Below are 8,422 nucleotides of genomic sequence, written 5' to 3' on the forward strand. Positions count from 1 at the left end.
AACAACCAGACCAACCAACCGGCCAGGCCCTCCCGGAGCAACAAGATTCAATCCTACCCGATCCGATTTCTTTTTCCAAATCCCGCTTCCGGGAGAGGATCGAGAAATTCGAACCAGAATTCCGCTTTCGAGGCGCACGCGGACGCGCACCATTTCGGCGGAATTCCTAGGGGTTTGGCCGCCCTGTTCGGTCTGCGATCAGTTCGCAGCCGCTCCGGCGACTCAGAAAACATTACCGGCTCGGCGCGGTTCGGCCAAATCGGGGGGCTGCGCCCTTGGCCACTCAGGACTGACCGCTGGGAGCGGAACGGTCCACGGGCCGGAGCCCCTGGCGCATACCCCGGGTGGGTACTTGACCTATACCCCTGCCGGGTATAGCTTCGGGGCCATGGACGAGATCATCCACGCTCCCGGGCACCAGCATGCCGGGCCTCCCTATGGCTACACCGCGGACAAGGACGCCTACCTGAGGCGCCTGAGGCGCATCGAGGGCCAGGTCCGCGGGATCGCCCGCATGGTGGAGGAGGACAAGTACTGCATCGACATCCTCACCCAGGTCGCGGCCGTCACCAAGGCACTCCACGCGGTCAGCCTCGGCCTCGTCGAGGAGCACATCGGGCACTGCGTCGTCGGCGCCGCGAACGTGGCGGACCCCGGGCGGCGGGCCGAGGAGATCGATTCCAAGGTCAAGGAGGCCACCGAGGCCATCGGGCGGCTGCTGCGGTAGCGGCTGCGGGGCCCGTCCCACTGCCCCGGCCTACGCTGGGCAGCACCACACCGAGAGCACGAACCAGAGGAGAGCACCATGAGCCACTTCACCACCACCGTGCACGTCGACGGCATGACCTGCGGCCACTGCGTCAGCTCGGTCACCGAGGAGATCGAGTCGATCGACGGTGTCGAGGACGTCTCGGTCGACCTCAACGCCGGCGGCGTCTCGGAAGTGACGATCCAGTCGGACCGCAGGCTCAAGCACGAGTCCATCAGCGAAGCGGTCGCCGAGGCGGGCTACGTCGTCGTCGACAACGACGCGTAGGTCCATGGAACTGCAACGCTCCGGGCAGCTCCCCCGCATCGTCGAGCTCGACATCGGGGGCATGACGTGCGCCTCCTGCGTGAACAGGGTCGAACGGAAGCTGGGGAAGATCGAGGGCGTCCACGCCTCGGTGAACCTCCCCCTCGAGTCCGCCCGCGTCGAGGTTCCCGTCGGCGTCAGCAACGAGCAGCTGATCACGACCGTGGCCGCCGCAGGCTATACCGCGAAGGTCAAGGCCCAGCCCCGCCCCGGTGCCGTCCCCCCGGAGGGCGAGGCCGCGCCGTCGTCCGCGGAGGCCGACGAGGCGCCCGCGCCCACGCTGCTGCCGCGGCTCGTGGTCGGGGCGGTGCTCGCCGTCCCGGTGGTCCTGATCTCGATGGTCCCGGCTGCCCACTTCCCCCACTGGGGCTGGTGGGCTGCGGCCCTGACCCTGCCGGTCGTCACCTGGGCGGCCTGGCCGTTCCACCGCGCGGCCGCGATCAATGCCCGCCATGGCGGCTCCACCATGGACACCCTCGTCTCCCTCGGGGTGACGGCCGCGTACGTCTACTCGCTCGTCCAGCTGCTGGCCGACCCGGGTCTGACCGCGGACCCCGCGATGGAGATGTCCGGCGGGGCGCTCTACTTCGAGACGGCCGCCGTCGTGACGACCTTCCTCCTCCTCGGCCGCTGGCTCGAGGCGCGGGCCAGGTCCCGGGCGGGCAACGCCCTGCGCGCGCTGCTGGACCGTGGAGCCAAGCGCGCCACCCTCCTGCGCGGCGGCGTCGAGACGGAGGTCCCGGCGGAGCAGCTCGTGCCCGGGGACCTGTTCGTGGTCCGACCCGGGGAGAAGATCGCCACCGACGGGGTGGTCCGCGAGGGCGCCTCCGCCGTCGATGCCTCGCTGCTGACCGGTGAGTCCGTCCCGGTCGAGGTCACCGAGGGCAGCCGTGTCACCGGCGCCACCGTCAACACCTCGGGCCGGCTCGTGGTCGAGGCCACCCGCGTGGGCTCGGACACGACGCTCGCAGCGATGGCGAGGCTCGTGTCCGAGGCGCAGACGAGCAAGGCCCCGATCGCTCGACTCGCCGACCGGATCAGCGCCGTGTTCGTGCCGGTGGTCCTCGCGGTCACGGCCGTCACCTTCATCCTGTGGCTCGTGCTCGGCGGCGCGCTGCCCGCCGCATTCACCGCCGCCGTCGCCGTGCTCGTGATCGCCTGCCCGTGCGCCCTCGGGCTCGCGACCCCCATTGGGCTGCTCGCCGGCAGCGGACGGGGCTCGCAGCTCGGCATCCTGATCCGCGGCGCCCACATCCTCGAGGACACCCGCGCCGTCGACACGATCGTGCTCGACAAGACCGGGACCGTGACCACCGGGCGGCTGTCCGTCGACACGATCGACGCCCTCGGGACTCTCGACCGCGCCGCGCTGCTCCGGCTCGCCGGGGCCGTCGAGTCGGCGAGCGAGCATCCCCTCGCCCTCGCCATCACCGCGGCGGCGCGCCAGGCGCACGACGACGGCTCCCTGCCCGCCGTCGTCGGCTTCCGTTCCGCGCCGGGAGGCGGCGTAGAGGGCACTGTGGAAAGGCGCCGCGTGCTCGTGGGCCGGACCGACTGGGTGGCGGACCAGCTCGGCTCCGCGCCCGACGAGGGGGCGGACGCCAGGTTCGCGGAGCGCGAGGAGGCGGGAGCGACCGCGGTGTGGGTCGCCGTCGACGGCGTCCCGGCCGGCATCGTGGCGCTGCGCGACTCGGTGAAGCCGGGCTCGGCCGCGGGGATCGGCAGGCTTCGGGCGCTGGGCCTGCGGCCGGTGCTCGTCACAGGGGACAATGCGGCCGTCGCCGCCCGGGTCGCCGGGGAGGTGGGCATCGCCGCGGAGGACGTGCAGGCGGGGGTCCGCCCCGAGGGCAAGGTCGAGGCGGTCAGGCGGCTCCAGTCCCGCGGGGCCCGCGTGGCCATGGCCGGCGACGGTGTGAACGACGCGCCCGCGCTCGCGCAGGCCGATCTTGGAATCGCGATGGGCTCGGGCACGGACGTGGCCCGGGAGGCAGCGGACCTGACCGTGATGGGCGACGACCTGAATCAGGTGGCTGCGGCGATCGCCCTGTCCCGCAGGACGCTTGCGATCGTCAGGCAGAACCTGTTCTGGGCGTTCTTCTACAACACCGTCGGCATCCCGGTCGCGGCGCTCGGGCTGCTCAACCCGATGATCGCCGGCGCGGCCATGGCCGCGAGCTCGGTCCTGGTCGTGGCCAACTCGCTGCGGCTCACGCGATTCACCCCCTAACTTCTCCCCCGTTTCGGGTACGCATCTCGACGCAGATACGCCGTTTCGGGTACGCGCCGGCGTACCCGAAACCGTGAAAGGGCGACGAGATGCGTACCCGAAAGCGAAAGGGGTGGGGGGTCAGGCGGGGCGGTTGACGGCCGGCAGCGGGCCTGTGGCGAGGTCCGCCGCCGGCAGGGCCTCCGGTGCGGAGTCGGGGACCACGGCGGCGGCCGGGGCACGAAGCTCGTCCATGCGCACCATGATCACCCCGGCCACGATGAGCGCGCCGCCCACGAACTGCACCGGGCCCGGGACGTCGCCGATCATGATCCACGAGGCGACGACCGAGAAGAGCACCTCGGTGAGCGAGACGAAGCTCGCGACCTTCGAGCCGAGCCGCTGGGTGCCGATGATCCCGAAGGTGTAGGCGAGCACCGCGGCGACGAGCGTGATCCCCGCCAGCGGGACCACCCAGCTGACCTCGCCGCCCAGGAGCTGGACGGTGCCGAAGGTCGCCCCGAGCGGCAGCAGCCCGACGAGGGCCAGCACGCCGATCGTGAGGGCGCCGGAGACCATCCCGCCGGCCACGGTCACGAGGGGCGGCAGGACGCCGTCGGACTTCGCGGAGAGGACGAAGTAGACGGCGAGGCAGACCGCCGCCGCGACGCCCCACAGCACCCCGACCGGATCGACGTGCTGGGCGCTCATGAGGTCCAGGACCAGCACGAGCCCGAGCATCGCCGTCACGGTCCCGAGGATGGTCAGGGTTCCCGGGCGGTGCCGCGTGCGCAGCCAGGCCCAGCCCACGAGGATGATCGGGGCGAGGTATTCGAGCATCAGCGCCACCGGCGGGCTCATGCGCGCAACGGCATTGAAGTAGAAGAACTGGCACAGCGCGATGGCGATCGCGCCGTAGGCCGCCATGAGGGCCACTCCACCCCGCAGCCGCGACCACTGGCCGCGCATCATCCACACCGCGGGGACCGCCATCACGAGGGCGGCGAGCCCGACCCGGCCGCCGACCACAGCGCCGGGAGTCCACCCGGCCTCGAGGAGCGACTTCCCGAGCGGTCCCGACACGCCGAACGTGGCGGCGGACAGCAGGGCGAAGACGAGGCCGGATGCGGAACGGTTCGCGGACAGCACGTGGCACCTCCCAGAGATCGTGTCATGAGTGAAGCAAGGGTATGGTGATGACAGTAGATCCCGATCCTGTCAGGAGTCAACGTGATCTTCGCCCATGACACCGAGGTGGCGCTGCGCAGCGTCGTCAACCTCGTCAACACGCTCGACCCCCTCGACGCCGTCGCCGGCGAGCACCTGGCCACCGGCGAGGACCTCGACCGCTTCCTGGTCGAGGAGCAGTTCACGGGCTCGCGGACGCATGACGCCGCGGAGCTGGCCGGCGTGCGGGCGCTCCGGTCGCGGCTGCGCACCCTCTGGGGCGCCGCGGAGGACGAGGCCGTGGACCTCGTCAACGCCCTGCTCAGGGAGGCCCGGGCCCTGCCCCAGCTCGTCAAGCACGACCACTGGGACTGGCACCTGCACGCCACGACCCCGCAGGCGCCGCTCCCGGACCGGATGGGCACCGAGGCGGCGATGGCGTTCGTCGACGTGATCCGCTCGAAGGAGCTCGACCGGCTGCGCGTCTGCGCGGCCGAGGACTGCGAGGCCGTGCTCATCGACCTGACGAAGAACCGCTCGAAGCGATACTGCGACACCGGGAACTGCGCCAACCGGTCGCACGTGCGCGCCTACCGGGAGCGCAAGGCGGCGAGCTGAGGAGTCAGGCCTCCCGGCCGGGCGCGTCGGGCGCCTCGCCGCCGTCGGCCTCGCGGCCAGGCTCAGCGGTGCCTTCGGCGCTGTCCGCGGGAGCGCCCTTGGCAGGACGCTTGGCGCGCTTGAGCCGGTCCTCGGAGCGCAGGTTGACGCCGTCGCCGCGGCCGAGGTGCTCCGCGTTCTCCTTGTAGCTCATGGAGAGCATCGCGGCCACGACGAGGCACACGATGAACGCGATGCCGGCGGCGCTGAATGCGAGGTCGAAGCGGAGGCCGTGGCCGGTCCCGCCGGAGCCGAAGATGAGCACCGTCACGAAGGCCACGGCGCCGAAGAATGCCGAGAACATGAGCGGGCCCTTGATCCCGACGCGGGGGCCGCGCGGTGTATCAGACATGGGCCCTCCTCAAGCGGCCGGGGAACGTGGGAGCTTCTACGGACAGTAGAAAGAACGTATCGATTCTAGGCCACGTCGGGCTGGGCGGCGGAATCGTGCCTCAGGCCCAAGCCGGCGATCAGGAGCAGGACGCCCGTGATGATGGCCGCGCCGCCGGCGACTCCGAGCAGCGCGTGGACGCCCAGGCCGGCGACGAAGGGCAGCAGCACGGCGGCTCCGAGGTGCACGGCGCCGGCGATGAGCTCGTCCCGCGCGAGCGGGCTCCGGCCCCGGCCGACGACCGCGGCGATCACGTCCGCGAGCCCCGTGAGTGCGAGGGCCACGGCACCGCCGACGGCGATGACGGCCGCCTCGGGTGCCGCGCCGAGACCGAGGCCGAGCGCCGCAGCGAGCCCGAAGCAGGCCGAGGAGGCCAGACGGATGGCGGCGGTGGGGCGGAGTGCGGGGTCCGCGGCGCGCCCCTCCTCGCGCAGCAGCCAGGCGCGGGCGGCAGCAAGCCCCACAAAGTAGGCGGCGAGGCACCAGGCGGCACCGGTGGCCGTCGGAGTCCCCCAGAAGGCGGTGACCGCCCCGAAGCAGAGCGCGACGAGCGCCCGGAGGATCACGGGGCCGGCCAGGGCACGCTGTTCAGAGGGAGCGGGGGCGCCCGAAGGCACGCCCGTGGGCTGGGTCGACGGGTTCTCGGGCACGGGCCAAGTCTAGCCAGCCGGCACGGGCCGCCCCGCCGCCGGCGCCAGCTAGTGCGCCCCGAGCACCATCCAGGCGTCGGCGCGCGACCTCAGGCCCAGGGTGAGTGCCCGCGCGAGCATGTAGCCGCCGGCGAACGCCGCCCAGAGCCACATGAGCCCTGCCGGGCCGCCCACCCCGGAGAGGCCCGCCCAGACGAGCAGGGGCGCGTAGACCACGAGGTTGAGCACGCCCGCCAGCGCGAGGTAGCGGGCGTCCCCGGCGCCGATCAGCACGCCGTCGAGGACGAACACGTAGCCGCACACGGGCTGGCTTGCGGCGAGCACGAGCAGGGCCGGCAGCAGCGCCTCGTGGACCTGCCGGTCCGGGGTGAAGATCCACCCGATCCACGGCGCGCAGGCCGCGAGCAGGGCCCCGGTGATGGCGCCGTAGACGAGGGACCACCGCACCATGGTCCGGGTGAGGGCCCGCGCCCGGGACCCATTCGCGGCGCCGAGCTCCTTGCCGATGAGGGCCTGGGCGGCAATGGCCAGCGCATCGAGCGCGAAGGCGAGGACATTGAAGAGCGTCATGGCCAGCTGGTGGGCGGCGAGGTTCGCGGGCCCCTGCTGGGCGGCGACGACGACGGCCGCGAAGATCGCCGCCCGGAGCGTGAGGGTGCGCAGCATGAGCCACGAGCCCACGTGGGCGGCGCCCAGGAGGCCTCGCCGGCTCGGTGCGAGGGCGACACCCTCGTGCCGCATGCGCCGCAGCACGATGCCCAGGTAGGCGGCGGCCATCCCCAGCTGGGCGATGCTGGTTCCGATGGCCGAGCCCGCGATCCCCCAGCCGAGGCCGTAGACGAACAGCAGGTTCAACAGGATGTTCCCCGTGAAACCGACGGTGGCGACGACCAGCGGGGTCCTCGTGTCCTGGAGCCCCCGCAGGGCGCCGGTGCCCGCGAAGACGAGCAGCATGCCCACGAGGCCGGGCATCGACCAGACCAGGTAGTCGACCGCATAGCCGCGCACCTCCGCCGGGCCCCCGAGGAGGCCGACCACCGCCGGGGCGGTGAGCCAGCCGAGCGCCGCGAGGGCGAGGCCGAGCAGCAGGGCCAGCCAGGCGCCGTCGCGCGCGGCGGACATGGCGTGGCCCATCTTCCCCGCGCCGAGGAAGCGCGCCACGGCGGGCCCGGTGCCGTAGGCGAGGAAGACCATCAGCCCCACGGCGGTCTGCAGCACGGTGGTCGCGATCCCGAGCCCGGCCAGCTCGGCGACACCGAGGTGCCCGACGATCGCGGAATCGGCGAGGAGGAAGAGCGGCTCGGCGATGAGGGCGAAGAAGGCAGGCACGGCGAGGCGCAGGATCTCGCGCGCCGTAGACCGCGGCGCCGCACCCTCGGCCCGCACGTGGACCCGTTCCTCCTGCTCCATGCGTCCCACTGTAGGCGGCGGGGCCGACAGGAGTGGGCCGCCGGCGCAGGCCGGGAGGGCCCCCCGAATCTGGCGGGCCCCGTACCCCGGTCCCATACTGATCGCATGTCAGGTGACTCAGCCTTCACGGGGTCCATCCCGGAGCTCTACGACACCGTCCTCGTGCCCATGGTCTTCCAGGACTTCGCGGACGACCTCGCTGCCGAGGTCGCGGCCGCCGACCCCGCGAGCGTGCTCGAGACCGCTGCCGGCACGGGGGTGGTCACGAGGACGCTCCACCGGGTCCTCCCCGGCGCCACGATCACCGCCACGGACCTCAACCCCGCCATGCTGGTCCGGGCCCACCACGTCCTCCCCGCCTCCGACTCCGTCCGGTGGCAGCAGGCCGACGCGCAGGAGCTCCCGTTCGAGGAGGGGGCCTTCGACGCGGTGGTGAGCCAGTTCGGGATCATGTTCTTCCCGGATCGGGTCCGGGCCTATGCGGAGGCGCGCCGCGTGCTCCGGCCGGGGGCCCGGATCACCGCGGCCGTCTGGGGCCCGCTCGAGGGCAACGAGGTGACCCTCCTCGTCGAACAGGCCCTCGCCGAGCTCTTCCCGGGCAGGACGCCGACGTTCTACCGCCGGGTGCCCTTCGGGTACACCGACCACGACCTCATCCGGGCCGAGCTCGAGGAGGCAGGCTTCTCGGACGTCGACGTCCGTACCGTCGGGCACGTCAGCGCCCCGACGTCCGCGCACGCGATCGCCCTGGCCCACTGCCAGGGAACGCCGCTCGCCAACGAGCTGCGCGAGGGATACGGGGACCCCGTGCAGATCACGGCGGACGTGGCGCGGGTGCTCGATGACCGGCTCGGCGGCCGGCCGTT

9 protein-coding genes are annotated in these 8,422 nt (G+C 72.5%); 5 read left to right on the forward strand and 4 right to left on the reverse strand.

What is annotated here, in order from left to right:
* Nucleotides 1–388: 388 nt before the first annotated feature.
* The 3 genes from ACYVKZ_RS13410 to ACYVKZ_RS13420 all read left to right on the forward strand — a co-directional run bounded on the left by ACYVKZ_RS13410 (nucleotide 389) and on the right by ACYVKZ_RS13420 (nucleotide 3,302).
* Nucleotides 389–727, forward strand: coding sequence for a metal-sensitive transcriptional regulator (locus tag ACYVKZ_RS13410; RefSeq protein ID WP_460992753.1), 339 nt, complete (start codon nucleotides 389–391; stop codon nucleotides 725–727).
* Between the two features lie 78 nt (nucleotides 728–805).
* Nucleotides 806–1,036 (forward strand): heavy-metal-associated domain-containing protein, encoded by a 231-nt coding sequence (locus ACYVKZ_RS13415; RefSeq protein ID WP_307114242.1) that lies wholly within the window; start codon nucleotides 806–808, stop codon nucleotides 1,034–1,036.
* 4 nt (nucleotides 1,037–1,040) lie between these two features.
* Complete coding sequence (locus tag ACYVKZ_RS13420; RefSeq protein WP_460992754.1) at nucleotides 1,041–3,302, forward strand: heavy metal translocating P-type ATPase; 2,262 nt, start codon at nucleotides 1,041–1,043, stop codon at nucleotides 3,300–3,302.
* Between the two features lie 120 nt (nucleotides 3,303–3,422).
* On the opposite strand, the gene ACYVKZ_RS13425 is transcribed toward ACYVKZ_RS13420, so the two are convergent.
* Nucleotides 3,423–4,430, reverse strand: a complete 1,008-nt coding sequence (locus tag ACYVKZ_RS13425) for an EamA family transporter (protein ID WP_460992755.1) — start codon at nucleotides 4,428–4,430, stop codon at nucleotides 3,423–3,425.
* 81 nt (nucleotides 4,431–4,511) lie between these two features.
* Here ACYVKZ_RS13425 and ACYVKZ_RS13430 point away from each other — a divergent pair, with 81 nt between their 5' ends.
* Complete coding sequence (locus ACYVKZ_RS13430; RefSeq protein ID WP_460992756.1) at nucleotides 4,512–5,066, forward strand: CGNR zinc finger domain-containing protein; 555 nt, start codon at nucleotides 4,512–4,514, stop codon at nucleotides 5,064–5,066.
* 4 nt (nucleotides 5,067–5,070) lie between these two features.
* Here the strand turns inward: ACYVKZ_RS13430 and ACYVKZ_RS13435 are convergent, their stop codons facing one another.
* From ACYVKZ_RS13435 to ACYVKZ_RS13445, 3 genes are all read right to left on the reverse strand, one after another.
* Nucleotides 5,071–5,457, reverse strand: coding sequence for a hypothetical protein (locus ACYVKZ_RS13435; protein ID WP_460992757.1), 387 nt, complete (start codon nucleotides 5,455–5,457; stop codon nucleotides 5,071–5,073).
* A 65-nt stretch (nucleotides 5,458–5,522) separates the two neighbouring features.
* Nucleotides 5,523–6,146, reverse strand: coding sequence for a hypothetical protein (locus tag ACYVKZ_RS13440; RefSeq protein WP_460992758.1), 624 nt, complete (start codon nucleotides 6,144–6,146; stop codon nucleotides 5,523–5,525).
* 48 nt (nucleotides 6,147–6,194) lie between these two features.
* Nucleotides 6,195–7,556, reverse strand: coding sequence for an MATE family efflux transporter (locus tag ACYVKZ_RS13445; RefSeq protein WP_460992759.1), 1,362 nt, complete (start codon nucleotides 7,554–7,556; stop codon nucleotides 6,195–6,197).
* Between the two features lie 105 nt (nucleotides 7,557–7,661).
* Between ACYVKZ_RS13445 and ACYVKZ_RS13450 the strand changes: the two genes are divergently transcribed.
* A partial coding sequence (locus ACYVKZ_RS13450; protein ID WP_460992760.1) for a class I SAM-dependent methyltransferase occupies nucleotides 7,662–8,422 on the forward strand: 761 nt, incomplete at its 3' end.

This window comes from Sinomonas soli, assembly GCF_054782415.1.

Excerpts from the sequence above, each read along its gene's own strand:
- ACYVKZ_RS13410 (WP_460992753.1), top strand. The coding sequence starts at position 389 with ATGGACGAGATCATCCACGCTCCCGGGCACCAGCATGCCGGGCCTCCC.
- ACYVKZ_RS13415 (WP_307114242.1), top strand. The coding sequence starts at position 806 with ATGAGCCACTTCACCACCACCGTGCACGTCGACGGCATGACCTGCGGC.
- ACYVKZ_RS13420 (WP_460992754.1), top strand. The coding sequence starts at position 1,041 with ATGGAACTGCAACGCTCCGGGCAGCTCCCCCGCATCGTCGAGCTCGAC.
- ACYVKZ_RS13435 (WP_460992757.1), bottom strand. The coding sequence starts at position 5,457 with ATGTCTGATACACCGCGCGGCCCCCGCGTCGGGATCAAGGGCCCGCTC.
- ACYVKZ_RS13445 (WP_460992759.1), bottom strand. The coding sequence starts at position 7,556 with ATGGAGCAGGAGGAACGGGTCCACGTGCGGGCCGAGGGTGCGGCGCCG.